This is a genomic window from Paenibacillus sp. GL_099_B, assembly GCF_057835695.1.
This window is the reverse complement of the sequence record NZ_CM174430.1, coordinates 5,299,481-5,323,493: the sequence shown is the minus strand read 5'-3', so window position 1 is coordinate 5,323,493 and position 24,013 is coordinate 5,299,481. Positions and strand designations below refer to the sequence as shown.

At 45.3% G+C, this 24,013-nt stretch carries 22 protein-coding genes and 1 pseudogene; 15 read left to right on the top strand and 8 right to left on the bottom strand.

Annotation, left to right across the window (positions count from 1 at the left end):
- Positions 1–283 precede the first annotated feature (283 nt).
- The 4 genes from AC3ITG_RS24205 to AC3ITG_RS24190 all read left to right on the top strand — a co-directional run bounded on the left by AC3ITG_RS24205 (position 284) and on the right by AC3ITG_RS24190 (position 3,732).
- Positions 284–757, top strand: a complete 474-nt coding sequence (locus AC3ITG_RS24205; RefSeq protein ID WP_489251591.1) for a GreA/GreB family elongation factor — start codon at positions 284–286, stop codon at positions 755–757.
- Positions 747–1,253 carry a cation:proton antiporter regulatory subunit gene (locus AC3ITG_RS24200; protein ID WP_076287930.1) on the top strand — a complete coding sequence of 169 codons (507 nt, stop codon included), beginning with the start codon at positions 747–749 and terminating at the stop codon, positions 1,251–1,253. Before AC3ITG_RS24205 ends, AC3ITG_RS24200 begins: the two co-directional genes overlap by 11 nt.
- A gap of 3 nt (positions 1,254–1,256) precedes the next feature.
- Positions 1,257–2,462, top strand: coding sequence for a cation:proton antiporter (locus AC3ITG_RS24195; protein ID WP_489251590.1), 1,206 nt, complete (start codon positions 1,257–1,259; stop codon positions 2,460–2,462).
- Positions 2,463–2,775: 313 nt separating this feature from the next.
- Positions 2,776–3,732: an alpha/beta hydrolase gene (locus AC3ITG_RS24190; protein ID WP_489251589.1), complete on the top strand. Its 957-nt coding sequence runs from the start codon at positions 2,776–2,778 to the stop codon at positions 3,730–3,732.
- Here the strand turns inward: AC3ITG_RS24190 and AC3ITG_RS24185 are convergent.
- Complete coding sequence (locus AC3ITG_RS24185) at positions 3,727–4,605, bottom strand: PhzF family phenazine biosynthesis protein (protein WP_489251588.1); 879 nt, start codon at positions 4,603–4,605, stop codon at positions 3,727–3,729. The genes AC3ITG_RS24190 and AC3ITG_RS24185 overlap by 6 nt on opposite strands.
- Before the next feature lie 181 nt (positions 4,606–4,786).
- On the opposite strand from AC3ITG_RS24185, the gene AC3ITG_RS24180 reads away from it, so the two are divergent.
- From AC3ITG_RS24180 to AC3ITG_RS24140, 9 genes and pseudogenes are all read left to right on the top strand, one after another.
- Positions 4,787–5,713, top strand: a complete 927-nt coding sequence (locus tag AC3ITG_RS24180) for an NADP-dependent oxidoreductase (RefSeq protein ID WP_489251587.1) — start codon at positions 4,787–4,789, stop codon at positions 5,711–5,713.
- Between the two features lie 298 nt (positions 5,714–6,011).
- A complete protein-coding gene (locus AC3ITG_RS24175; RefSeq protein ID WP_489251586.1) occupies positions 6,012–6,563 on the top strand; it encodes a GNAT family N-acetyltransferase in 552 nt (183 codons plus the stop codon).
- Between the two features lie 384 nt (positions 6,564–6,947).
- Complete coding sequence (locus tag AC3ITG_RS24170) at positions 6,948–7,577, top strand: type 1 glutamine amidotransferase family protein (protein ID WP_489251585.1); 630 nt, start codon at positions 6,948–6,950, stop codon at positions 7,575–7,577.
- Positions 7,578–7,641: 64 nt separating this feature from the next.
- Positions 7,642–8,117: pseudogene (locus AC3ITG_RS24165) on the top strand (cyclase family protein); the annotation flags it as partial.
- A gap of 27 nt (positions 8,118–8,144) precedes the next feature.
- Positions 8,145–8,396 carry a hypothetical protein gene (locus AC3ITG_RS24160; RefSeq protein WP_489254567.1) on the top strand — a complete coding sequence of 84 codons (252 nt, stop codon included), beginning with the start codon at positions 8,145–8,147 and terminating at the stop codon, positions 8,394–8,396.
- Positions 8,397–8,650: 254 nt separating this feature from the next.
- A complete protein-coding gene (locus AC3ITG_RS24155; RefSeq protein ID WP_489251584.1) occupies positions 8,651–10,150 on the top strand; it encodes a sensor histidine kinase in 1,500 nt (499 codons plus the stop codon).
- Positions 10,128–10,820, top strand: coding sequence for a response regulator transcription factor (locus AC3ITG_RS24150; RefSeq protein WP_489251583.1), 693 nt, complete (start codon positions 10,128–10,130; stop codon positions 10,818–10,820). The genes AC3ITG_RS24155 and AC3ITG_RS24150 overlap by 23 nt, the downstream gene beginning before the upstream one ends.
- A 119-nt stretch (positions 10,821–10,939) precedes the next feature.
- Complete coding sequence (locus tag AC3ITG_RS24145) at positions 10,940–12,445, top strand: S-layer homology domain-containing protein (RefSeq protein ID WP_489251582.1); 1,506 nt, start codon at positions 10,940–10,942, stop codon at positions 12,443–12,445.
- A 13-nt stretch (positions 12,446–12,458) separates the two neighbouring features.
- Positions 12,459–13,163, top strand: a complete 705-nt coding sequence (locus tag AC3ITG_RS24140) for an ankyrin repeat domain-containing protein (protein WP_489251581.1) — start codon at positions 12,459–12,461, stop codon at positions 13,161–13,163.
- A gap of 149 nt (positions 13,164–13,312) precedes the next feature.
- Here the strand turns inward: AC3ITG_RS24140 and AC3ITG_RS24135 are convergent, their stop codons facing one another.
- Complete coding sequence (locus AC3ITG_RS24135; RefSeq protein WP_413372884.1) at positions 13,313–13,513, bottom strand: hypothetical protein; 201 nt, start codon at positions 13,511–13,513, stop codon at positions 13,313–13,315.
- A gap of 185 nt (positions 13,514–13,698) precedes the next feature.
- On the opposite strand from AC3ITG_RS24135, the gene AC3ITG_RS24130 reads away from it, so the two are divergent.
- Positions 13,699–14,190, top strand: coding sequence for a hypothetical protein (locus AC3ITG_RS24130; protein WP_489251580.1), 492 nt, complete (start codon positions 13,699–13,701; stop codon positions 14,188–14,190).
- A 77-nt stretch (positions 14,191–14,267) separates the two neighbouring features.
- On the opposite strand, the gene AC3ITG_RS24125 is transcribed toward AC3ITG_RS24130, so the two are convergent.
- The 3 genes from AC3ITG_RS24125 to AC3ITG_RS24115 all read right to left on the bottom strand — a co-directional run bounded on the left by AC3ITG_RS24125 (position 14,268) and on the right by AC3ITG_RS24115 (position 19,129).
- Positions 14,268–16,094, bottom strand: coding sequence for an ABC transporter substrate-binding protein (locus AC3ITG_RS24125; RefSeq protein WP_489251579.1), 1,827 nt, complete (start codon positions 16,092–16,094; stop codon positions 14,268–14,270).
- A gap of 65 nt (positions 16,095–16,159) precedes the next feature.
- Entirely contained in the window at positions 16,160–17,674 is a 1,515-nt protein-coding gene (locus AC3ITG_RS24120) for an ABC transporter permease (RefSeq protein WP_489251578.1), read from the bottom strand.
- Between the two features lie 12 nt (positions 17,675–17,686).
- A complete protein-coding gene (locus AC3ITG_RS24115; RefSeq protein ID WP_489251577.1) occupies positions 17,687–19,129 on the bottom strand; it encodes an ABC transporter permease in 1,443 nt (480 codons plus the stop codon).
- Positions 19,130–19,275: 146 nt separating this feature from the next.
- Between AC3ITG_RS24115 and AC3ITG_RS24110 the strand changes: the two genes are divergently transcribed.
- Positions 19,276–21,027 (top strand): ABC transporter ATP-binding protein, encoded by a 1,752-nt coding sequence (locus AC3ITG_RS24110; protein ID WP_163761441.1) that lies wholly within the window; start codon positions 19,276–19,278, stop codon positions 21,025–21,027.
- 106 nt (positions 21,028–21,133) lie between these two features.
- On the opposite strand, the gene AC3ITG_RS24105 is transcribed toward AC3ITG_RS24110, so the two are convergent.
- The 3 genes from AC3ITG_RS24105 to AC3ITG_RS24095 form a co-directional block, all read right to left on the bottom strand.
- Complete coding sequence (locus AC3ITG_RS24105) at positions 21,134–21,922, bottom strand: hypothetical protein (RefSeq protein ID WP_163761383.1); 789 nt, start codon at positions 21,920–21,922, stop codon at positions 21,134–21,136.
- Positions 21,923–22,035: 113 nt separating this feature from the next.
- The gene (locus AC3ITG_RS24100; RefSeq protein ID WP_489251576.1) at positions 22,036–22,794 is read right to left on the bottom strand and encodes a helix-turn-helix transcriptional regulator; all 759 of its coding nucleotides are present in this window, start codon (positions 22,792–22,794) and stop codon (positions 22,036–22,038) included.
- 18 nt (positions 22,795–22,812) lie between these two features.
- Entirely contained in the window at positions 22,813–23,877 is a 1,065-nt protein-coding gene (locus AC3ITG_RS24095) for a suppressor of fused domain protein (RefSeq protein WP_489251575.1), read from the bottom strand.
- Positions 23,878–24,013: the final 136 nt, after the last annotated feature.

The following is a 24,013-nucleotide window of genomic DNA, read 5'->3' as shown; positions in this document are numbered from 1 at the left end:
GATGAAAACCCATAAAATGTTTTTTATGACGTTATTAAAATCTTCTATGGATCTGTCATATGATGTAAAGGTTAAGTTTGGAAGCCGGATTGACGCCCTTTTTATCATTATACAACGCAAAGTTAACAGAATAGCTGGATTAAAAAATTTGTTTTGGTAAGATGGTAGTAAGGCCGCGGTATCCGTGGTTTTTTTATCTATATGAAGGAGGAGAACAACATGATGAAGAAAAACATGCGAATCAACATGGAGAACAGGGCTTGTATAGGAGGTGAGATTTATTATGAACCATAGGACCTCCTTTCAAAATTGCAGAGAAATGCTGGTGAACCAGCTCATTATATTCGGTGAAGAGAAAAGAACATTTCTCGACGCCTATTTTGACGTGCGTGATCCGGAACGTTCGCAGATGGAACGGCTGCTCGCAAACTATACGACGGGTGTGGAGAAGCTGCTCCTTGGTTCGGATGAAGCTCTGGAATCTGTGGTACTTATCGGTAGTTTGATCCGTTTTGAGTACGTTGACTTCCATACATCTGATTCATTCACCATTGTTATGCCGGATGACGCGGACCCGGATGCGGGGCATATTTCCTTCCTCTCCCCTGTGGGGCGGCAATTATTGCTTGGGCTCAAGGGAGAAGTGAGGTCGATTAATATACCGGCTGGCTCCATGCGAGTACGCATTACGGATATTACGTTAAACAATGAGTCCTTGAATCGGATGTCCACTGGGGGTGCAGATCATGCACTTTAAAGAGACGGATTTGCCAGGAATTGGACGCAAGTATTGGCTGCACACACGAAGCGGTGAGCATCTGGTCATTGTCATCCATAATGATGAGCGACGTGACCTGTTTCACATGGAATCAGGCGATTCACCTGAAGAACTGGGAGATATGGTGTCACTGGTCACACTGGATGATGATGAGGCACGTGCGGTTGCGGCTATTGTCGGTGGCATGACGTACAAACCAACCTTTCAGGATGAGCGTGAAGTTATGCTGGAGGGACTGTTAATTGAGTGGCTCCGTATTGAGCCGCATTCAGAGAGCATAGGAAGAACGATCGGAGAACTGAATATTCGCCAGGCAACAGGAGCAGTTATTCTGGCTGTGGTGGAGAAGAACAGGACGAAGCAGTTTAATCCGGGTCCGGACTATATCTTTACCGCGGGGGCTACGGTTGTTGTCGCTGGTGAACGGGATCAGATCAAACTGTTAAAACAGTTGTTATCCAATGGACGGCTCTAGCCTATGGATATGCTCATATTCGAAGTGGGAATTGCCGTTGCGCTGATTACACTTACGGGGCTAATATCTGCAAGATTACGATTTTCGGTCATTCCTTTCTATATTCTGATTGGTATGGCTGTTGGACCGCATGCACTACAGATCGGCATTGTAGATTTGCGTTTTATCGAAAGCTCGGAATTTATTGAATTTATGGGCAGGCTGGGTATTCTGTTTTTGCTCTTTTATCTGGGATTGGAATTTTCGGTCTCCCGCCTGATGAAGTCAGGCAAAGCCATTCTGACCGGAGGTATGTTCTACGTTGGCCTTAACTTTGCTTCCGGTCTGCTGCTGGGATGGTTCATGGAACTGCCACTCAAAGAAACATTAGTTGTCTGTGGTATTATGACGAGTTCTTCCACAGCTATTGTGGCTAAAGTACTCGTGGATCTGAAGCGCACGGCGAACCCGGAGACGGAGATTATTATGGGCATGATCATGTTTGATGATCTGTTCATCGCCATCCATATATCGATTCTGACGGGGCTTGTACTTAGTGGGGCTACATCATTCCTCAGCGTCTTGCTCGTATCCCTGTCTGCGCTGCTCTTTATTGTGCTATTTCTGATCATAGGCAGGAAATGCATCAAATATATTGATAAGGCACTCAACATCAAGTCATCGGAGTTATTTCTGCTTACGGTTATGACGCTGCTCTTTTTGGTGGCAGGTTTCTCGGAAACGTTGCATGTAGCCGAGGCGATTGGAGCTCTGATGATGGGGCTTGTTCTGGGGGAATCCAGACATGCCAGCCGAATTGAGCATCAGATTATGCCGTTCAAAGATTTCTTTGGGGCCATCTTCTTTTTCAGCTTTGGCCTGACTATTGAACCCTCGACCCTTGGCGGGGCCGTTGGAATGACCGTGATTGCCGTTATTCTGACCATTGCCAGCAACTATGGTGCGGGCATGATCGCTGGCAGACTCTCTGGGATGACTCCCAAGGCTTCTCTCAATGTGGGATTCACGCTCGTATCCCGTGGAGAGTTCTCTATCATTATGGCGAACATCGGCAAGGCAGGAGGCCTGATGGCATCCATTCAGTCTTTTGCCGTGTTATATGTGTTGATTCTGGCAGTGCTTGGTCCGATCCTGACGAAAGAATCACCTTGGATCTACAGTCAATACGCTCGCTTGAGAAAAAGAATGAGGGGGAAAGAGACGGGATGAATTGTGCATCTGTTTGCCACGTCTTTACAGCGTAGGTTAATACACAGATGCAAACACGCATTGAATCTAATCCATTGTTTAACCGTAAACGCCACACTGCTTGGAGTATATCTCTCCTTGGTGTGGCGTTTATTGTATCGGGGAATGTACCATCCCTTTATTGACAGATGTATGAAGGCTGTTATACAAAGAAGTATACTTATGGAGTAGGCTTAATGTAAGGTCGTGCAATGCACGGCCTTTTTTGGCTATATAGGATCAGTCTCATTCAATCTGAATGAGACTGATCTATGACAAGAGGAGAATGAACAGCATGGATAATCTGCTTTCATATCATTCATCACATCATTATTGGAAACAGTATCAAGCCTTTTTCCCGGAACAATTCAGGCTAGGGGACCATGCGAATCCTGAAGAGGAGTGGTGGGAATCAAACGGGGTTCATCTGCACATCGATCGTCTGACCGCGCCCGATTCGCCGATCAAAATTCTGTTCATTCACGGAGCTGGAGGCAATGGCAGGTTGCTCGCGCCTTATGCTCGAATGTTGCAGCTCCGAGGCTATGAGGTAGTATCGCCAGATCTTCCACCGTATGGACTGAGCTATCCGTTGCCTGGGACACGTCTCAATTATGAACTATGGATCAAGCTGCTTGTTTCACTCGCTGATTGGGAATTTAGGAAAGACGGCAAGCCGATCGTGGCATTGGGAAGCAGCATCGGAGGTATGCTGGCTTATCACACGAGTGCACGCAGTGAGCACGTACAAGGCTTGATCGTAACGACATTTGTGGACACGAGTGATGCGGATATGCGTGACCAGCTTGCACCAAACCGTCTGGTGAGCCGATGGGGCAAACGTATGATGGATCGGTTTCCGGCTTTACTGGATCATATACGTATCTCTGTGAAGCAAGTATCGCGTATGCAGCTGATTACCAATAATTCGGAGTTAACTCGACTTATTATGAATGATCCACAGGCGGCAGCGACACGTGTCCCGTTGGAACTATTAAGAACATTCCTGAATAAGAAGCCGGAGGTAGACCCGGAACAGTTTGACCAATGTCCTGTATTGCTGGTTCACCCCGAACTGGACCCGATGACACCATTACGGTTCAGCCAATCTTTTTTTGATCGATTGAAGGTGGAAAAGGAATGCGTAGTGTTGGAAGGAGCGGGCCACTTCCCTATAGAACAGCCAGGGCTGAAACAATTGGAAGAAGCCGTGTTACGATTTTTACATCAAATTGAAGCGCAACATTCATGAAAGTTGGATTCGAATGTTCTCTATATGAACCGCGACCCCGCCCACTTGAATCTTTGTGATTTCATTGGAAATGCCCAGCGTTAATCTGGCACGAATCTCCGAGGGGCGGTTCATGGTGTATCCTTGTCTAATCGTATAGGTTGTATCGTGGGGATATGAAATTTGGTTGTTTTTATGTAAATAACAGAGTAAAGCACCGTTAGATGTACCAGTTGCGCTCTCTTCCGGGATATCGTAAAGGGGAGCAAAGTTCCGGCATTCTGCCAGAGTGCTCTCTTTATCTGGTTCGAGTGCAAATACGTGATAACCTACGACATGGTTAGCTTTGCTAATTTCAGCGATAAGCTTAAAATCAGGAATGATTTTTGACAGAACATCAACATGGTTAACCGCAATCAAGATATCGCGCAATCCGGTAGATACGATCTGTACAGGTAATTCAGCGTGTAAATCATGTGTAGAAATACCCAGAGAATCTGCAATGTCTTGTCGGTCAACGATCTCTCCAAACTCCGGAAGCGTCTGAGACAGATAGACTTCACCATTATTCTGGACAACTACTTCAAGTATTCCGGCTAACGTCTCCAGCGTGTATACACCTACATCAACGATATGCTGTGCTTTCATTAAATAAAATAAGGCAATCGTTGCATGTCCGCATAGATCAACTTCATCACTAGGGGTGAAGTAACGAACTTTGAAATCAGCCTGGTCCGATGGCATAACAAACGCGGTCTCTGAGAATCCAACTTGTCTGGCAATCTCCTGCATCTGGGAGTCGGACAAGTGTCCTGCTTGTAAAACAACTCCTGCGGGATTTCCGCCTAAAGGCTTATCCGAAAATGCATGTAACGTACTTACTTCAATTTCCACATTTCTACCTCGCTTGTTCAGTTATTTAGGTTCAACTGTTCTACATTATATCACGATTCCTAATCGGGCTTGTGAACCCAAACCTGCTGCGAATTCATGAATATAGGTCAAATGAACGTCCGGGAAGGGTAATGAAGAAGGAGAGTATAACGATAATGCTATGGAAAGGCTGGGATCTCTAATGAAAGCAATTGTGATTGAAAAGTTCGGCGGAGCAGAACAATTGAAGGAAAAGGAAATGCCCAAGCCGGCATGTGGAGTGAATCAGGTGCTAATCCGCATTCATGCTACTTCTGTGAACCCGGTGGATTTTAAAGTCAGACAAGGCCATATGAAAGAGGCAGCGGATTCTTTCCCACTAATATTGGGCGGGGATGTTGCCGGTACGGTGACTGAAGCGGGTTCGAATGTGGCAAGGTTCAGAGCGGGAGATCGCGTATTTGCCCGTCCTCGTCATTTCGGGACCTATGCAGAATATGTGGCCGTGGATGCGGACATCATTGCCCGTATCCCGGAAAATCTGAGCTTTGAGGAAGCAGCTGCCATACCTCTAGCCGCCATGACGGCCTGGCAGGCACTTGTTGACCATGGACGGCTTGCCAAAGGGCAGAAGGTTCTCATTCACGCCGGAGCAGGTGGTGTAGGAACCTTTGCTATTCAGATTGCCAAATATCTTGGCGCTGAAGTGGCTTCCACGGCGAGTGAATCGAATGAGGAATTGCTTCGTTCGCTGGGAGTGGACCATTTTATCAATTATAAAAAAGAAGACTTCTCGGAGATTCTCTCCGGGTATGATGTCGTGCTGGACACGATGGGTGGCGACATTCAGCGTGATAGCTTCAAGGTATTGAAGGCCGGTGGACATCTGGTATCGCTTGTGGAACAGCCGGATGAAACGCTGGCTAAGGAAGCAGGTGTAGCGGCCAACGTGTTCATGATGGAACCCAAAGGGGACCAACTCGATCAGTTGGCTGAGCTCGCTGCTGAGGGCAAGCTGAGACCTATCATTGATGAGACATACCCCTTGAGTGAACAAGGGCTGCGTGAAGCGCACGAAAAAAGCGAAACCCATCATACACGCGGGAAACTGGTCATTCGAGTAGAATAGGTGAGGATTAACGTTAGTTCTTTAAATTAGATTTTTGTTTGCGTACACCTCCTAAAATTGACATTGGACATAACCTTATGGGGAGCCGGTGATATTTTAGGAGGTGTATTTTTTATGCGGAAAAAGAGCACCGAATAATATAATTTGAAAGAATGGAATATTACGGTATATACTTGATTTAAGTGTTGAAAGGAATGAGAACGATGTAGTCTATGAAGACTTAGATCCTAAGGCCAGATCTCCGCCTTAATTCAGATATGAGTGAGGTAGGAGTAAATAAACCTTAGGAGGATCTATAATGAAAAATAATATTTGGACAGGTCATAAAGTTAGATTACGTGCAATTCTCCCAACTGATTGGGATAAGTTCCACAATAATGATTCTGATTCTGACTGTGCTAGACTTTGCGATGTAATAAATTTCCCAAGATCGGAAGATGGTACAAAAGCTTGGGCTGAACACCAGGCATCCCGTGGTCCTGATGGGGATAAAATTATGCTCGCGGTCGAGACTTTAGATGGAGTATTAGTGGGAAGTATAAGTTCGAATAACTGTGATACCCGCAATGGAACTTTTACGTACGGTGTTGCTATCTTTAGAGAATTCTGGCGCAATGGTTATGCTTCAGAAGCTATAAAGATATTGTTGCGATATTACTTTGAGGAATTACGCTATCAGAAAGTTACCGCACATGTTTATGCTTTTAATGAAGGTTCATTAGAACTTCATGAGCGTCTTGGATTTGTCCAAGAAGGGAAACTCAGAGATATGTTATTCACTAATGGACAGCATTACGATGAGTATCTCTATGGTATGACTAAAAGTGAATACTCGAAAATGAAGATATGAGAGTAGGCTACCCTAGTGGTAGCCTTTTTTCGAATAACGGTAAACGAAAAATTTAACTCTGAGCCGGGATGTAGGCGGAATGATTTCTTTAGTTGAGGCTCCGATTTGTTGATGTTCATTTTCAAATGTAACTCTCAGAACATGATCCTCTAAAAGGGGTCTCTTATATAGCATAAGAGACTTCGATGAAAGTGATATTTCTGCTAAAAGAAGCAATTTATTCTTATGTAGCCTATTTACCTTTTACCATACGGCAAATCTGTTCCAGTCATTAAACCCACGATATGAGCTAATTGATTATTATCAAATTTAAAAACTTTACTGACGGAAGATGTCAGTGAAGTTTTTTTATACTAGGGGTATCCACTAGAAGGGAAGTGCACTATGCATACAAAAAAAGCATATCTTTATGTATTTGATACGATGTCAGACTGGGAGGTAGGTTATTTAATTGCTGAACTAAACTCGGGAAGGTATTTTAAGAAAGGGCTGGCGGCGATAGAGGTGGTTGCTGTTGGCGTTGATAAAAGTCCGGTAACTACCATGGGGGGATTGGAAATACTACCTCGCATTTCTGTTGATGATTGTATGTTGGAAAGTAAGGATGTGTTGATTCTTCCAGGGGGAAATACTTGGATGGAATCCATTCATGAGCCCATATTGAAAAAAGCTTCAACATCTTTGGAAAAAGGTCATGTTGTTGCGGCAATATGTGGTGCAACCGTTGGACTTGCGAGGATGGGATTGCTAGACTCCAGAAGGCATACAAGCAACGATCTGGAATATTTGAAAATGATTTGTCCTCATTATATTGGAGAGAAATACTATGAAATGGTATCGGCCGTAACGGATGATAATTTAGTTACAGCATCGGGCATAGCTCCGTTGGAGTTTGCGATGCATGTATTGAAGGTGCTAGATGTATTTACACCGGAGACTTTAGATTCATGGTTCAATCTATATCAGACTCATGAACCAAAATACTTCTTCGAGTTAATGAATTCTATCAAATAGCTGACATTTCGATATTTTCGCATGGAGTGGAATAAGATATAATAGTAACAATTTATTCCATTCTATGTATGAGGTGATTCGGATCTCCAATGAGCTCATTCAAGCGATTCAATTATTAAAAGAAAAGAAGTGGGTGGATCTGACCCATACGTTTGGGCCGGAATCTCCACATTTCTCAGCTTTTGATGCAGCACAATTCGATACGTTGTTTAATCACGATCAAGGTTTCTTTGCCCAAAGTTTCAGGTTTCCCGGTCAATATGGTACGCATCTCGATGCACCGATCCATTTTGTGCGTGATACCCGTTATCTCGATGAATTGGGGTTGAAGGAACTTGTGCTACCGCTGGTGGTCATTGATCAATCTGTGGCTGTAGAGAGCAATCCGGATTTCACGCTGGATGTCGATCATATTCTTGAGTTTGAAAAAGAGCATGGCGTTATTGAAGCTGGCAGCTTTGTAGCACTACGTACTGATTGGAGCAACGCTGGCCCAGTCATGAAGCATTCGACAACAAGGATGCAGAGGGAAACAGTCATGCACCCGGATGGTCAGTCAGTGCGCTAATGTTTTTATTCGAGGAAAGAAAAATACAGGCGATCGGCCATGAGACCTTCGACACCGATTCAGCTGTAGACTATCAAAAGAACGGAGCACTTCTGGCAGAGTATTATGTACTTGCTCAGGATACATATCAGGTAGAGCTGTTAACGAATCTGGATCAGGTACCAGCCAAAGGTGCGGTGATCTTCAATATCGTACCTAAGGCCGAAAAGGCGTCCGGCTTTCCAGTACGCTCGTTTGCCATTTTACCTTAAAACAAAGTTGAACATAGGTATAATGCAAAGGACTCACACACAGTTCTTTCCGAATGATTCGCATAAGTAAATAACTAGGGAGGTGTATTCCTCCTCTGATTGTTGAGAAACCCAGGTCATTTTTTTTACGACCTTGGGTTTTTCTTCTGTTCAGGCAGCACTGTTGATATGGAATACTCCTATGGGCATTTGGATCAATCTTGTGTTAACATGTGCACTAACTAACCCAATAGCATGATTAAGAAGGGGATACCATGTCCATTCGAATAAAAATGTTGCTGTCCTTTACGGGTATGCTCGTCATAAGTCTGCTGTTCATCCTGCTTACAGCTAGTCTGTATACGATTGCTGCAACAGGCGATCTGCAGGGTTTTCGCGATATTTACAAAGTACATTATCAGGTGAATCCACTCACGGAACAGGGAGAAACGATCTTTCAAGAGATGAAGTTTCTGGCCAAAAATGATCCGGACGAGCTGCAGAACAAGGTTTTGCTGCGCGAGTACGACATGAAGCTTCGAGCCGAGAAGTCTGGGCTATACGTCAGACGGGAGAATAGCCAGATTTTCGAATCGCTGACCTTCAACCAGCCAGAACTGAAGCAAGCACTGCCTGCCTATGATCTCAACAATTATCAAATTCGCAGCACCTTTAACATTAGTGAGCGATTCTATGCATATGCGAAATTTGATTTTCAATATTCAGATGGAGAAAGAGGAAGTATCTTCGTTATTCGTGAGAGAAGCCCATTTGCAGAGCTTACTCGCAAGCTGCTACCTGTGATGTCTCTTCTGCTCATCGGCGTTCTCATCATCGCGAACCTGCTCTTATTCCGCTGGATCACTCGCAGCTTCATTAAGCCATTGAATCAACTGCGGAGCTCAGCCGAACATATTAAAGATGGGAATCTGTCCTTCAAGCTTCAGCTTAACTCCAATGATGAGGTTGGACAGCTTAGCGAAGCGTTTGAGAGCATGCGGAATCAATTGCAGCGCTCCAATGAGTTGCGACAGCAGGACGAGGCGAATCGCAGAGAGCTCATCTCCAATATTTCGCATGACCTTCGCACACCAATCACCAATATTAAAGGTTATATTGAGGGGATTCGTGATGGAGTGGCCAACACTCCGGAAAAAATGGAATCATACGTCAATATTATTCACTCCAAAGCAGTTAGCATGGATAAGCTGGTGGATGAACTGTTTCTGTATTCAAAGCTCGACTTGAATCAGGAACCTTTCCTGTTTAAAGTGGTAGACCTTGTCGATTTCCTGGAAGACAGCATTGAAGAACTCAGATACGATCTGGAGGACAAAGGGGTGGCTTTGGATCGGGAGAATCGGGCATCTGGACCAGTCATGGCGTCTGTAGATCTGGATAAATTAAAACGCACCGTTGTCAATGTAGTGGATAATGCCCTCAAATATATGGAGAATGAACAAAAACGATTCGGGATTACACTTCAAGCAGATGACGAATGGACTACGATATCCTTTAAGGATAATGGCAGAGGAATACCGGAAGAGGCGCTGCCTTATATATTTGAACGTTTTTATCGGGCAGAGCAATCTCGCAATTCGTCAACAGGCGGAAGTGGATTGGGGCTGGCGATTGCCCGCCAAATCATTGATGGACACGGAGGCTTTATCTGGGCGAAAAGCAAACCCAATGACGGCACGGTCATTTATATCAAACTAAAACGGTTGAATGAAGAGGAGGAGCTTATCGGTAATGACAAACATTTTGATTATTGAGGACGAAACAACGATTGCGGAATTGGAACGGGACTATTTCGAACTCAACGGGTTTTCTGTAGAGCTCTGCCATAACGGAGATGAAGGGCTTAAGTTGGCTCTGGAGGGGAGTTACAATCTAATTATTGTTGATCTGATGCTTCCTGGCCTGGATGGCTTCGAATGTTGCAGGCGCATTCGTGAGGTGAAAGAGGTGCCGATCCTTGTCGTCTCCGCGAAGAAGGAGGAGATCGATAAGATTAGAACGTTCAATTTGGGTGTTGATGATTTTATTACAAAACCATTTAGTCCAAGTGAGTTGGTTGCAAGAGCGAAGGCTCATTTGACCCGATATGAGAGATTGCTTGGCAAAAACAAACCAGTCGTACAAGATGAAATCCACATTCGTGGGCTTCATATCGACAAGGGAGCGCGCCGCGTTTTTGCTAATGGCGAAGAGGTAGCAATCACAACCAAGGAATTCGATCTACTCGTATTTCTTGCGAGTCATCCGAACCGTGTATTCAGCAAATCCGATCTGTTCGAGCGGATCTGGAGCATGGATTCCAGCGGAGATATTGCGACGGTTACCGTCCATATTCGTAAACTGCGTGGGAAGCTGGAGGCAGATCCCAAAAATCCGGAATATATTGAGACCGTCTGGGGTGCGGGCTACCGGTTCACCGTATAAGTTTCGAGAAAAATTAGATTCAGTTTATAGTTTGTTAATATTTTTGTCCTTGGGAGTTTCTTTTTGTCCTCTATTCTATAGATACAGGCAACTTCAACCTATAGAGGAGGAATTCAAATATGAATCCTATAACCCGAAAAATGGCTACATTTTTAACGATAACTGCATTAGGCACAGCAGTATTCCCGCTAACTACCAATCAAGCACATGCAGCTACATACGTTACTAACGTTGCAGCTACAGCGACACAGCTTACCAATCAGCAGATTGAGGTCGCCATCAAGGAACTGAACAGCTTGGGGATCATGAACGGTTATGCCGATCAATCCATGGGTGAGCATAGAGCTATTACCCGCGCGGAAATAGCATCACTGGTATTCAAAACGTTTAATCTGGAGGAGAAGAAAGGAGAAAGCGTTGAATTAACGGACGTTAATCCTGACGCGTGGTATGCACCGTATGCATCAAACCTCGTTGAACTTGGCATCATGCAGGCGAATAACGGACAATTCAATCCACACAGTCAAGTGACGGATGCAGAACTCGAACAGGTCGTATCCAAAGCGATGCAGCGTGACGTGAAATCCGTTCACCATTGGATGAGCACGTTCTATTCCGAGAACGGTTCGACCACACGCGGGGAAGCAGCGGTACTGTTGCAAACGGCCCACCAGGCTATTCCTTCGGAGCAGGCTCAAATCCAGAGCGTTAGATCGCTCAATGCCATTACGTTAATTGTGACGTTCGACAAGCCTCTGACAGCAGCGGATGAAGTATTTGCTAAGGCACAAACCGATTTTGCGCTCAGTGGTGGGTTGACATTGACCAACATGCCTCGTCTGAAAACAGGGTCCATCGCGACCTACATCGTTCCAACGTCTGTTCAACATGCAGATGAAGTATACAGTCTCACTTATAAAGGCCAAGATGCTGGTTCCTTTGAAGGCAGTGGCACGAAATTAAACATGACGACGGCTAGTCAAATAACGAATGATACGTTCGAGATTGAAGCACTGCAAGAGAACGGTGTAGTGGATTACGGCTATATCATTTCAGCATACAGTGGTGGTCGAGGGGCTAATGCGTTTGTGTTGAATGACCAAGAACAAGCAGGAGGCAAAACGTATCAAATTATCTCCTCCATGCAGGCAAGACAAGTCGTGATTACGCCAGAAGGCGGCGAGCCAATCGTTGCCAAATATGTTCCGTTCACGCAATCGACAGATGGCAAACAAGAACCGAAGTTCCGTTTGCCCGAAGGACAAACATTGCAATCCGGTGTGACATATACGGTTTCTTCTGACTGGGCGAACATCAATAACGCTTCATTCACCGCAAGATCGTTTGATTCGCTGGAGATTGCAAGTGCCCAAGCTGTGAGTGAAACTTCAATTGAAGTTACGCTGGCACAAGATCCTGGGGATGAACTGTTCTCCGGTCGAAGTGTAACATTAACATCCCCTAACGGTGACGTTCTGACAGCGACATATAAATATTCAAGTCGGAAAGGCGCCACGGGCGTATTCGACCTTGTTAATGATGGCAAGTTAATCCCAGGCACTACCTATACGATAAGTCCAGTTGGGGATTGGAGTGTCGCTTCTTCGGTAACAGTGGCACTGTAGTAAGGGAGGCAGTATGAATAAGTCGCTGATGATGATTATCCTAATAAGCAGTATGTTCGTCGTTCAAGGCTGCGTGCCTGAAGTGAGAAACGACTCGAAGGTGGAGGAGAAGTTATTGATTTCACCGGATGAGCTGTTGTTGAAGGCAGCCGAGGGAAGAGACACCGAAAGTATTGAAACATGGATTCAAGAGGGCGCCAATATCAATGCTCAGGATCAGAGTGGAAGAACAGCTGTTATGATTGCAACATACAACAATGATCTGGCATCAGCCACAATGTTGATTGAAGCGGGTGCAGATGTTAATGTACAGGATGATATGAAGAATAGCCCGTTTTTGTACGCTGGCGCTGAAGGATACTTGGATATTTTGAAGCTGACGATTGGAGCGGGAGCCGACCCAGCGATAACGAATCGATATGGAGGAACTGCACTTATTCCAGCTTCGGAGCACGGATACGTGGATGTGGTACGAGAACTGCTGACCCAAACTTCAGTGAATGTGGACTATGTTAATCAATTGGGATGGACAGCACTGTTGGAAGCGATCATTTTAAACGATGGCAATAAAGGACAGCAGGAGACGATTAAATTACTCATTGATCATGGAGCAGACGTAAACCTTTCAGATCGTGATGGTGTATCACCGCTTATTCATGCTAAGAATAAAGGCTTCAAGGAAATCGAAGAGATTTTGGTCCGGGCTGGTGCGAAATAGAGTATCATTTTTATTTTGCATAATTCCAGTTTCTTGCTCCAGGGTAGAGAATATTGACAGGAAGAAGCATCCTGATCAATACAACGTCTAGACGAATAGGCATTCATATAAATAATAAAGGAGGCGTATTCCGCCTCCTTTTTATGTGGTTACTTTTGATCCGAAGAGGGATCCTGATTGAATCGTTGTGAAATTTTCTTCTCTGTCTTCTTACGCCGAATCCAGCGCTTGAATATACTTTCATCTTTTCTTCCCTGCAGTGTTTCCTTCATGCCTTGGATCATAAATTCGGACCTTCGTCTGTCATCCCGACTAATCTCGCGTAGTTCCTTAATAAATTTGTCGTCCATATCTGCCTCTCGCTCATTAAGTATATCTCTATTATACCGAACGTACGTTCTTTTATCAAGTTTTACCATAATCGAATTTTTTGGACGATTTTAGTGAGAAAGAGCACAGGAATCAGCCCTCTCCATATGTGAAAATGGAATAGAACTTTCAGTGAAATCTGTATAACATGTCTGGAGGGTGAGGGATGAGGACTAGTGATGATGGAATGAAGCGTGAATGTGGACCTGAAAGATCGTGGGCGCTCATTATTGTGCAGGGGTTACTGGCCATTGGTGCGATCATTGGAGGGGGAGCACTCATTATCGATCCATCGGGAAACCTTGTCAAAATGCCGGATTCATTGTTGGAACATTCCCCGTTTGGCAGTTTTCTGATCCCGGGAATTATACTATTGTTGGTTCTTGGTGTTATGCCGATGATCGTTGCCATTTCACTCATTCGTCGCACTCACTGGGAAATAGGTGAAAAACTAAATCTTTACTCGAATCAATACTGGGGATGGACGTTCTCCTTATATACGGGATTTGCTCTGATCATCTGGATTATGGTACAGGTATACTGGATCCAGCATGTATCTGTTATCCATCTGGTCTATTTTGCTTGGGGAGTGGGGATCCAGATCGTCACTCTGTTGCCTGGCGTACAGCGAAGGTATCAGGCAGACTGCTCATCATAATATATTCTTTCTATAAAATAAAACGGCTGTCATCCGGATCTTGGAGTGATCCGGGTGACAGCCGTTTATCTTTATTGTTACTTGGAAGCCTGGTAGGCGCTCAAGAATTCTTTCACTTTTGCCGGATCGGACTTCAATTCATTCCCGGTCTGCACAAGTGGACTTACTGTAGAGTATGCCTTAAGTTTGTTGTTTTTGTAGAACTGCAAAATGTCATCCTGATTGATGGAGTACAGCACGGATTTTCTCAGGTCACTGCTCTTGGCAACTTCCCGATTGGCTGTGTTGAACAGCAGATAGGAGACCGCATTGCTCGGAATGCTCTGCAATTGCAACTTGCTGTCATTTTTGATGATGTCATACTTTGTTTCGGATACTCCGTAGTACAGGTGGATTTCACTGCTGCGAAGAGCAGACAACGCACTGTCGGCATCAGAGATGAATCGAACATTCACCTGAGAGATTTTGGGTGCATACTCAGAGCCTTTACGGTATCCGGGATTCTGATAGAATACACCTTCGTAATCATTTTTATATGCCAAGATATATGGGCCGCTGGCATACAGGGTGTTGTTGTACGCAGCACCTTCAGTCACGGTATTCTGATCTCCGTAAGGAATGTCTTTATTCACATCAAACGAAGCTACATCATACGTATTAATGCTCTCCACCTGCTTTTTGGACACAATGCCAGCAGATTGGTGAGCCAGATAGTTCAATACTTGCGGGAAAGGTTCCGTGGTTGTGAGTTTCACAACCTGATACTTCCCGGCAGCGTTATCGGCTTTGTTTTTGTCCGTGACCAGTTCCGTAATTTTGGTGCCAAGCCCTTGTTCCAATGCTTCTTTAATCGTACCGCTGCCACTGGATTGCTGAATGGATTCCAAGGTGCTCAAGTCTGTTACCAACTCGGCTTCCTTGATATGTTCGTGCAGGCTGTATGTCCGGTGATCCGGTACGGAATCTTTGTTTTTGGCACGATCGAGAGAGAAGATGACGTCATCTGCACCGACACGTTCTCCCGTATCTACCGCTTTTTTATTATCAATCTTGGCAAAGTTGATATCGTCTCTGAGAATGAAGTAATACTCCGAGTTCCCCTCAGCAATGCTGAAATTGTGAGAGAGGGAACCCTCTGCTGTAAGCTGATCGTCATCTGTCAGGTTAACGAGACGTACATACATGTTGGTGTTCAGTTGGTTGATGGAACCGTCATTTCCTTTGATCGGGTCAAGGGAAGTCAGGACGGAGGCGCTTTGTGTCAGAATTAATGGTTCTTTTGTATTTTTGGAGCTGTCTTTGAATTCAATAGGTTCCCATGCCATGGCGCGGGATTTGGACAAGCGAACGGTGTCTGCATTCAGAATGTCTTTGTTCACAGCCTGACTTTTCAGGGAAATGTACAGCGGAGCGATATAGGCTTGATCGGTTACCAAGCGGTCCTCCAATTGTTTATACGTATCCTTGTACTCGTCTGGAGTCTGGGTAGCGGCCTGGTCAATAAGTTTATCGATTTCCTCATCAGCCAGAATGCTGTAGTCTCCGCCTGTTTTGAAGAGTGAACGAACTGCATAATCCGGATTCCCGGTTACCGTTGTCCAACTGGACAGCGCAATGTCATAATTGCCTGCATCCTGCTGGGATTTGTAGCTGCCGTAATCCGGCTGTAAGTTCAGCTTGACATTGAAGCCATTCTTGGTAAGTTGGTCGCGGATAATGTTCACGTCATTTTCGGAAGAGCTCTGAGCCAGTAATTCGATGTCTACCGGTTTTTGGTTTTGCGTGTTTTCTGTTGTATCGGACGGTGCGGTTTCTGACTGGGATTCCGTCTTGGTCTTCACATTGCAACCAGAGACCACAAGGACAAAAGTTAATAGTATTGCTATCAGCATGCGTTTTTTCATGAAAATACCTCCAGATAAGTTCATAATCAATGGAATTCAAATTGAGTTGAATATTGTAGAATCGGTTAAGCCTTTTCCAGCTTCGGATCAAGCGCATCACGTAGTCCGTCACCAAGAAAGTTGAACGAGAGTACGAGCAGAATGATCGCAAGACCTGGATAGATGGCCAGATACGAATGGGTTTCCAGATAAGTGCTCCCCAGCTTGAGAATGTTGCCCCACTCGGGAATATGCGGCTCCACGCCGAGCCCCAAATAACTCAGACTGCTGGTGGCAATGACCGCTCCGCCAATCGTAAGTGTAGACTTGATAATCATGGGTGCGAGCGAGTTCGGAATAATATGTTTGAAAATAATGGAGCGATTGTTGTAACCCAGTGCACGTGCAGCTTCAACAAATTCAAAAGTAGATACATAGAGCACACTAGCCCTCATGGTTCGTGCATAAGTTGGGATCGAACCCAAGCTGAGTGCGAGAATAAGATTGACCGTATTGGCCCCGAACGCCGCAATGATGGCGATAGCGAGCAGAATACCCGGAATAGCATAGAGAATATCCAGCAGTCGCATGATGATATTGTCCGTGTGTCTTCCATAGAATCCCGAGAAGGCTCCGAGAATACCGCCTATCAGTACCGGAATCAGGGTTGACATGAAGCCAACGATTAATGATATACGGGCACCGAATACAATCCGGGAAAATAAACATCGTCCAAAGTCATCTGTTCCCAAGGGATAAGCGAGCGATGGAGACTGAAGTAAGGCCGAGTAGTTATTTTCTACAGCCATGCTGTAATCAAAAGTAAAGAAGCTGCAAATCGATATCGAGAACAGGAAAATGATAAAAAACAAACCGGACATTGCGGTGACATTCGGAGCAAGACGCTCCCACAGATCATTCCAGAAGTTGGATTTCTGTTTACCCTGTCTGCGGATTCGTCCAATGATGGAAATACCCAGCAGCAGTGCGAACACATTCCCTGTGACCGAAGTCAGAATCAGGATCACACTCACGCCCAGCATCCAGCGTGGGATGATCGAGGCTGAGGTATACCGGGATACGATAAACAGCACCACTAGATCAATGACAAGCACAAGTATGAGCACAGCCATGGCTGGCAAAAACGTATCCGCAACATATGGTTTAAACATATTGAGTGCCGAGACCCCAATAACGAACAGCTGGGTCAGCAGCATATACACCGCAAATGTATACTCAATGCTCTTTGTTTTCTTGATCAGATGAAAGGCGGCCGTCACGATAAAGATATTGCCTGAAATGATACCCAACAGTTGGACCCAAGCGAGTCGGCGAGTCAGGACAGAGATTGTCCCCTTCTGAATTAGGTCTCTCCGAATCCGGAGCGTCAGCACAGTCTGGACTAGCGTGAAAAATAGGTAGATTCCGAGCGCAGTCAGCAGAAATGGTCTGAACTCCTGAAGGCCCCAGTCATAACTGTTGAACAACAGTAACACTGACAAGAGAAGGGAAGTGACCCAGGCGAAGCTTGCCTGACTGTACTCCTGTGAAGACTTAAGCCGAAAACGCATTTCTTGTGTAAGTGAACCCGATTTTGTCATAGTGCACCTGCTTTAATATTGTTTCATCTTGGAACGAACCCTGGGATCGACAAAAGCGTACAACAGATCTACCACAACATTGATGATGGAGATTGTAATCGCTGTGTATATGACCCCGCCCATAATGCTCGGAATATCAGGGATAAACTGTTTATCCACAATGTAGCTGCCAAGTCCGCTGATATTAAATACTTTCTCCGTTACAGCCGCCCCGCCAAGCATGCCTCCGAATTGAAGACCTACAACGGTTACGATTGGAATTAGCGCATTGCGCACAGCATGTTTCAGCAGAACCTGTCGTTCACTTAATCCTTTGGCACGAGCAGTCATCACGTAATCCTCATGAATAACTTCCAGTGTGGAAGACCGAGTCATACGGGCCACCGCAGCGGTTAATCCGGTTCCCAGAACAATCGTTGGCATAATAATAGATAGCCAGTTCTGTGGATTGAAGGTAGCGGGAAGCCACTGCAGCTTGATCGAAAAATTCAGGATGAAAATCAGTCCTTGCCAGAAATTCGGAATCGATAATCCAATCAATGCAATAAACATGAATGTGTAATCAAACAGTGAATTGGGCTTGATCGCCGAGATGATGCCGATTGGCAATGCAATGACAAGGGCAAGCAGCAAGGAGATAACGGCCAGTGTTAACGTGATTGGAAACTTTCTGGTGATTGTAGCCGTGACATCTTCATTCCCTGAAAAAGACTTGCCGAGATCAAATAGCGCTATGCCCTTGATATTGTTCCAGAGCTGGACAAGATAGGGCTGATCCAGGCCATAGACATGGTTAAAAGCTGCAATCTGTTCCTGTGTCGCTGTCTCTCCGAGAATGTTGGCCGCCGGATTGAATGGGGACAGGTACAAGATGGTGAATACAAGTGTAGCTACGCCCAGAATGACGAATACCGTCATCAGAATTCTTTCGAATATGTACTTTAGATAAGGATTGCCATACAAAAACATCATGGCGTACATCAGACAGCCCGGAATAACTGATATCGCAAGGAACCAAGGTTTATCAATCATCGATTGGAATGTATCAGCCATCGTCAGTCGCTGTTTTCCCTGTTCCTGAAGCTTGCTGAACGTTCGTTCCTTTAACTCCTTCTGAACGGATTCCTCCAGCCACTCCTCGGTCTGACGCTTAAACTCTGCCTCACTAACTTGCTGCCGAAAGAAACGGTGTTTACGCCTCAACTGTTCTTCAACGTCCATTCGAAGTTTATCCCGGTAAGAAGTGGAGAGCATATCGCGCTCAACAGCTTGTTGAACCACGGCCCAGCCATCCCTTTTTCGTCTGGATTGCCAGAGCAGAAGCACAACCAAATTAACGGGCAGTCCGAGAATAAATAGAACATATCGATAGGAGGGATGAAGCAGCATTTTGCCATAATTAAATCCCAGGGTGTAAACAAGCTGTGACATTTTGCTGCCTTTTGCAAGATTCAAACCATGCGAGCCTCCTTTCATCTCATTTTAAATTGCATTATTCCGATTGATATAGTATATATTATTTAGAGTCTATTTAATTGTCAAGGTATGGAAGAGTATACATATGAGCACATGTGAAAATATGGATGAGGGCTGGTGATCACATGCAACCTTTGTTGAAAGTAAATGAGTTGTCCGTTTCTTTTCATTCCGGAGAGAGTGAATTTCAGGCGGTGAAAGAAGTCAGTTTTGAAGTGCGGAAAGGGGAAACGCTTGGCATTGTAGGGGAATCCGGCAGTGGGAAGAGTGTTACGGCACGTTCCATTATGCGGCTGCTTGCCTCTCCTCCTTCGCAGATGAAAAAGGGTGAGATCCTGTTTAAAGGGGTAGACCTGGTCCATAAAACGCAAAAAGAGATGGAGAGTATCCGTGGCCGTGACATCGGCATGATCTTTCAGGACCCTATGAGCTCTCTTAATCCGACCGTGAAAATCGGAAAACAGATCACCGAAAGTCTGATTAAACATCAGAAGCTTTCCAGAGGAGAAGCGAAGAAGCAGGCGATTGCCATGCTGGAGCTCGTTGGTATTACCCGGAGTGAAATACGTTTCAACCAGTACCCACATGAATTCTCCGGAGGTATGCGTCAGCGGGTGATGATCGCTATTGCTCTTGCTTGCCGTCCTGAATTGCTGATTGCGGATGAACCTACAACTGCGCTTGATGTTACTATCCAGGCCCAAATCCTAAATTTGATGAAAGATATGCAGGCACAGCTGGGAACTTCTATTATTCTGATTACCCATGATCTCGGAGTAGTGGCAGGCATGTGTGATCGGGTCGTGGTCATGAAAGACGGGCAGATTGTGGAATCCGGCACAACTACAGAGATTTTTGCAAATCCGAAGCATCCGTACACGTCCAGGCTGTTGAATGCATTACCTCGACTGGATGAGAAGAAAAAGCCAAAACTCGTCTCGTTGGTGCCACGCGATCTGAAAGATGATCAGCCTTTACTGGAAGTGAAGTCCCTCAGACAGCATTTTAATTTGGGTAAAGGCAACACTTTAAAAGCTGTGAACGATATCAGTTTCGAGATTCGCCAGGGGGAGACACTGGGGGTCGTAGGCGAATCAGGCAGTGGGAAATCGACTACAGGCCGAGCGATTCTACGACTGCATGAACCTACAGGTGGGGATGTGCTGTTTAAGGGAGTGCCGCTCAACCGCCTCTCTGCCTCAGAGATGAAAACGATGAGGCGGCATATGCAAATTATTTTCCAGGACCCGTATGCCTCGCTTAATCCGAAATTTAGAATTATGGACATTATTGGGGAAGCCTTGGATATACACCATCTTGCCGGCAGCCCTGCTGAGCGGGAAAAGCGTGTGGAGGAATTGCTGGAGATGGTGGGGCTCGATCCGGCTCATGCCCAGCGATACCCTCATGAATTTTCGGGTGGTCAACGACAGCGGATCGGAATCGCTCGTGCGCTGGCTGTGGAACCTGAATTTATTGTATGTGACGAGCCTTTGTCTGCGTTGGATGTGTCCATTCAGGCTCAGATCGTACAGCTGCTTGAAGAATTGCAGCAGCGACTCGGTCTGACATATCTGTTCATTGCACATGACTTGTCCATGGTTAAACATATCAGTGATCGTGTAGCTGTCATGTATAACGGGAAGATTGTGGAGTTAGCAGAAAGTGAAGAACTATATTCGAACCCTCAGCATGCGTACACAAAGGCCTTGTTATCGGCTATTCCGGTTCCGGACCCGGCTGTGGAAGCGAAGAAAAAACGTCATGCTGTAAACGAAGCCCCAAGAGAGACGGTGGAAGTGGAAGATCGCTATAATCTGGAACAGTCCCGGTGGGTGGAAGTAAAAGAGGGACATTGGGTGGCCATTTCCGGATAAGGTGAAACATTCATTTTTATTCGAAAAAGAACCCCGGCAATGATCTGTAGAAGGTCATCGCGCGGGGTTCTATTCATGCACAGTAGGTACTGTGACAGTGAGTGTATTATTTGAACTGAACCGATTTCTTGATGTTGTCGATCTCGGCCTTTGTAGTATCATCCAAATAGGTGAAGATGAAGTTGAATGCATAACCTTCAATAATGGTGCTGTAGTAATCTTGTGTAATGGTTGAACCATTGCCCGCATCCATCGTAATTTGCATCAGATCCATCTCTTTGCCACCGATGGTTTCGGTTGTGAATTCCTTGTATTCATAAGGGAACTGGCTGTCCTCCATGAATTTCTTCGTTGCTTTCAGATAATCTTTACCGGTGCGAATTCCTTGCAGCAGGCTTACTTTTTCAGCAATCGCCATGGCGGAAGGGCCAACTTGACTTCCGTCCAATGGATATTGTGAAGCCATCAACAGGTTCAGTGTTTTGGCCTGAGATAGTTCAATTTGTTTTTTCTTCGTTTCATCGTCTCCAGCAATAACTTCGGAGGAAGCGTTAGTCAGCTCGTTCATGCCTGCGGCATCCTGGAACTCCCAAGCTTCGGGGAATTTCAACGAAACACCGAAATAGTCATTGTTGTAAGAGCCTTTTTCCGTAGTTCCCAATTCAACGTCTTTGGAGTTATCTGTTTCCTTGGACTCGGAAGTGGATGCTTCGGAGCTCTCCGTGTTCTCCGTATCTTCTGTCTTGGCTGTGTCTGTATCTGTGCTGGCAGTGGTTTCTGTTGCAGTGGATTCCTTCGATTTGGCGTTGTTATCCGCTTTGTCGCCGCAGGCTGCAGCAACCAACAGAATCATAATTAACATGGCAAACAATGAAGCTTTTTTTGGATTAGACATATTACCCTCCTGAAAATGTGTGTGTGTTCTTTTCTCTCTCTAATTCATGTGTACCTAAAAATCTTAGCACAGATGTTCGTGTTGACCACCTATAGGAATCTATAGGGGTACCTTTATAAATAAGACAGACGGCTGGCAATTGAAACAGCTTCCGTGCTGGATTGTACACCTAATTTGTTAAAAATCACTTTTTTATGATGATTTACGGTGCATTCCTTTATTTTTAATTTCAAAGCAATTGCTTTAACCGTCAGTCCGCTAGAGATCATTTTCAGAATGGTTAACTGTCGCTTGGTGAATTCAATCGATGGCTGCTCCGTTACCGATGAGGCAAGGTTAGATTGATACCGATTTTGCATGTGGGCCGGGATCAGCTTGGCGATTGCAATCAGCTCACTCTGGATGTCTGCATTAATGGTGGAGACGTCTAGGTAGCCAACATGTTGAAGACCTACAGACAAAGGTGCAGCGTAGCAATGCCAGCTCTGAAAAAGCGGGTTTTCATGCTGCTCAGGGGACAGCTGAACAGCCCCTTGTTTGTCCATTGATTCGGATATGGCATTGACGCCACAGCTTCTTGCTGTAAAGATCATACCCGGACGGATGGGTGACTGTTTCACCACCTTTTCCAAATCAGGGCTGTGATCCATGGCAAGCAGAACTCCATGCGCGTCGGTGAGCAGGAAGAGATACGTGCTGGATAGGTTTTCTTTGATATCCGAGAGACTCTGCTGGAAGGCGTTAATCAGGAAATGATTAATTTTGCGAATTCTGTCCAGATTGGTTTTCGTTAAATATTGAATATGTGCCATACCGGGAGCGTAAATTTCGTTCTCGGACCAGCTCTTCCGTAAGGAAGATGTGCTTGACATATGGTTACCTCCTTGTGATCAACCGATGGTTTCGATCACATGACCATCCTGATCGGTAATTTCAGTGCGGGCAATTCGAAAGAGAACGCCGGGTAGTGAAGCAATTTCAAATGTTTGCTCGACAGGGCGAAGGTTGGCTAACAAATCCATTACGGCTTGTTCATTCACAATTACCTTAATCTGGTTGCCATCCTCAGAAAATGAAGGTGTCCCTCCGGCTTCGAACGTAATGTTCACTCCTGATCCGATTAGGGACAGTGGAGCGCCTTTTGAAAAGCGGCTGCGTAGTATTTTTCCGATAATTTGAGCCTGTTTTGCTCCGATCTGGAGTTCAGCGGGTACACTTTTTTGCAGTATTCTCTTGCGTGGAGATGTCCAGGCCAGTTGTTGTATGAATAAAAATGCTGTACTGGAACCTTCCTCTTCAATCCCGCGCTCAACAGCCTGTATCACTGAGGGGATATCCAAATATGAATTTCTCATAAGATCCGTAACGTATTTTGGCATGAATTCAACAAAGGCTGCTAACAACCCGCGGGTATTCCATGTTTGCATCGTTTCGAGTTCCAGACCGGTGATTCCCACCATCTGAATGAATTTTACCGTTCCATTGGGTGTGGAGATCTCAGTCAGATCAGGATCTTCTATAAAAGATAGTGCGGTAAGTAACGTATCTGAGCCGAGACAGATAGGGCCATTTGCATCCATGTAATCTCCCGCATGAAATACGTTCCCACTAGTAAAAACGTATCGTCCAACGTTCTGTAATAGATTCAGAGCCCAAGACGGGGGTGTGGACTCACCCTCACTCCGGGTAAGCCGAAACGTCATTTCAAATCCATAACCGCTATGCTCGAGATCGTCCGATTCCTTCTCATACAGTTCTGAAAAACCATAGGTAATGAAATGCCAGTGAGGAATGGGGGCATCCATTTTGTATACGCTAATTCCATTCAGTGGATCAGGCCCACCGAGCATATAAGGAATGGCTGTACCATAGTGAAGTGGTTCCTGATCTCCATATAACTTGCCAACTGCTGTATCAATGGCATCCCAACCGGATGTGTTTGCTTCTTCAGTCATTGTTGTGTTCCTCCTTGGCTATCCATCTTCCCGAAAAACATTTAAAATTAAGTCTACCTTTTTCAAAATCGGTTTCAAGCGGCTTAAGGATGAATTGCTTTTCGTAGGACTTGGGGGTTACGATGTCTATTTCAGG

Coding starts and splice junctions, on each gene's coding strand:
- AC3ITG_RS24205 (WP_489251591.1), top strand. CDS start 284: ATGAACCATAGGACCTCCTTTCAAAATTGCAGAGAAATGCTGGTGAAC.
- AC3ITG_RS24200 (WP_076287930.1), top strand. CDS start 747: ATGCACTTTAAAGAGACGGATTTGCCAGGAATTGGACGCAAGTATTGG.
- AC3ITG_RS24195 (WP_489251590.1), top strand. CDS start 1,257: ATGGATATGCTCATATTCGAAGTGGGAATTGCCGTTGCGCTGATTACA.
- AC3ITG_RS24190 (WP_489251589.1), top strand. CDS start 2,776: ATGGATAATCTGCTTTCATATCATTCATCACATCATTATTGGAAACAG.
- AC3ITG_RS24180 (WP_489251587.1), top strand. CDS start 4,787: ATGAAAGCAATTGTGATTGAAAAGTTCGGCGGAGCAGAACAATTGAAG.
- AC3ITG_RS24175 (WP_489251586.1), top strand. CDS start 6,012: ATGAAAAATAATATTTGGACAGGTCATAAAGTTAGATTACGTGCAATT.
- AC3ITG_RS24170 (WP_489251585.1), top strand. CDS start 6,948: ATGCATACAAAAAAAGCATATCTTTATGTATTTGATACGATGTCAGAC.
- AC3ITG_RS24160 (WP_489254567.1), top strand. CDS start 8,145: ATGTTTTTATTCGAGGAAAGAAAAATACAGGCGATCGGCCATGAGACC.
- AC3ITG_RS24155 (WP_489251584.1), top strand. CDS start 8,651: ATGTCCATTCGAATAAAAATGTTGCTGTCCTTTACGGGTATGCTCGTC.
- AC3ITG_RS24150 (WP_489251583.1), top strand. CDS start 10,128: ATGACAAACATTTTGATTATTGAGGACGAAACAACGATTGCGGAATTG.
- AC3ITG_RS24145 (WP_489251582.1), top strand. CDS start 10,940: ATGAATCCTATAACCCGAAAAATGGCTACATTTTTAACGATAACTGCA.
- AC3ITG_RS24140 (WP_489251581.1), top strand. CDS start 12,459: ATGAATAAGTCGCTGATGATGATTATCCTAATAAGCAGTATGTTCGTC.
- AC3ITG_RS24135 (WP_413372884.1), bottom strand. CDS start 13,513: ATGGACGACAAATTTATTAAGGAACTACGCGAGATTAGTCGGGATGAC.
- AC3ITG_RS24130 (WP_489251580.1), top strand. CDS start 13,699: ATGAGGACTAGTGATGATGGAATGAAGCGTGAATGTGGACCTGAAAGA.
- AC3ITG_RS24125 (WP_489251579.1), bottom strand. CDS start 16,094: ATGAAAAAACGCATGCTGATAGCAATACTATTAACTTTTGTCCTTGTG.
- AC3ITG_RS24120 (WP_489251578.1), bottom strand. CDS start 17,674: ATGACAAAATCGGGTTCACTTACACAAGAAATGCGTTTTCGGCTTAAG.
- AC3ITG_RS24110 (WP_163761441.1), top strand. CDS start 19,276: ATGCAACCTTTGTTGAAAGTAAATGAGTTGTCCGTTTCTTTTCATTCC.
- AC3ITG_RS24105 (WP_163761383.1), bottom strand. CDS start 21,922: ATGTCTAATCCAAAAAAAGCTTCATTGTTTGCCATGTTAATTATGATT.
- AC3ITG_RS24100 (WP_489251576.1), bottom strand. CDS start 22,794: ATGTCAAGCACATCTTCCTTACGGAAGAGCTGGTCCGAGAACGAAATT.
- AC3ITG_RS24095 (WP_489251575.1), bottom strand. CDS start 23,877: ATGACTGAAGAAGCAAACACATCCGGTTGGGATGCCATTGATACAGCA.